Annotated in this window: 1 protein-coding gene and 1 pseudogene; one reads left to right on the forward strand and one right to left on the reverse strand. The window is 41.7% G+C overall.

Annotated elements, in window-relative coordinates; translation table 11 throughout:
• Positions 1-127, reverse strand: a pseudogene (locus ACWHAR_RS23525) (GNAT family N-acetyltransferase); the annotation flags it as partial.
• 133 nt (positions 128-260) lie between these two features.
• Between ACWHAR_RS23525 and ACWHAR_RS23530 the strand changes: the two are divergent.
• Positions 261-998: zinc ribbon domain-containing protein (locus ACWHAR_RS23530; RefSeq protein ID WP_452088003.1), on the forward strand; the 738-nt coding region annotated here is incomplete at its 3' end.

Genomic DNA, 998 nt, shown 5'->3' on the forward strand with positions numbered 1-998 from the left:
AACCTGTGTAGCATTCTCCTCTGACCAAGTAGTCATCAACAATTTCTTTTGACGGATCGGCGAGCAGCAGAAGCTCATACAGCGGTTGATCAAAGTTTGTTGCTTTTTGAATGGTGAGGTGTTGCATTATCATTCCACCTTTTCATAGTTTATAGAGATATTTTCATGATTTTCTCCAATTTCTTACCATTCTATTATAAAATATGTAACATAGGAAATAAGCACAAAATATAGCGGGTAACAAACAGGAGGAAAGCCACATGTTTTGTAAGGAATGCGGTCAAAAAAATAATGAAGGAGCCAAGTTTTGTAAACAATGCGGCACCCCGGTCGGAGGGGGCAGCAAACAGGCGAATCAAGAAACAGCTAGCACTGCAGAAACAAGGCAGGCTCCGCGAAAACCGATCCCTAAGAAAACCATCATTTTATGGAGCAGCATTGCAGCAGCGTGCGTTATATTATTCGCCGCATATAAAACCGGAGCGTACTTTACTTCAAAGGATAGGTTAGTCGACAAGTTTGAACAGGCCGTAAATGATGCGGATCAGGACCAAATCGCGACTCTGCTTACACCGGTAAATGACAAGCTGAAGCTCACTAAAAATAATGTAAAACCGTTTCTTACATATTTGAAGGATCATCCAGACAAAAAAGATGAACTTTTTGCATCGCTGCGTGATGAAACAGCCCAGAAGGATATCGTATATGCAGAAAAAGACGGGAAAAGCCTGCTGGTATTTGACCATTACGACTTAAAAGTAGCACCTGTTTATTTTGAAGTGAGCAGCAATTATAAAAATACCGATCTATATGTCAATAAAGAGGAAGCCGGATCTGTAAAGAAAGCAGATCAAGCACAAACTCTCGGTCCGTACATTCCCGGCGAATATACAGTCTCAGCCAAACTGACAAACGATGTCGTTGACCTTGTGAAAAAGGAAGACATTCAGGCGGTTGGCGATAGCAGCTTTCGTGTTGATCTCTCATTGGAAGCAGAC

Source organism: Bacillus sp. LR--39 (assembly GCF_053613335.1).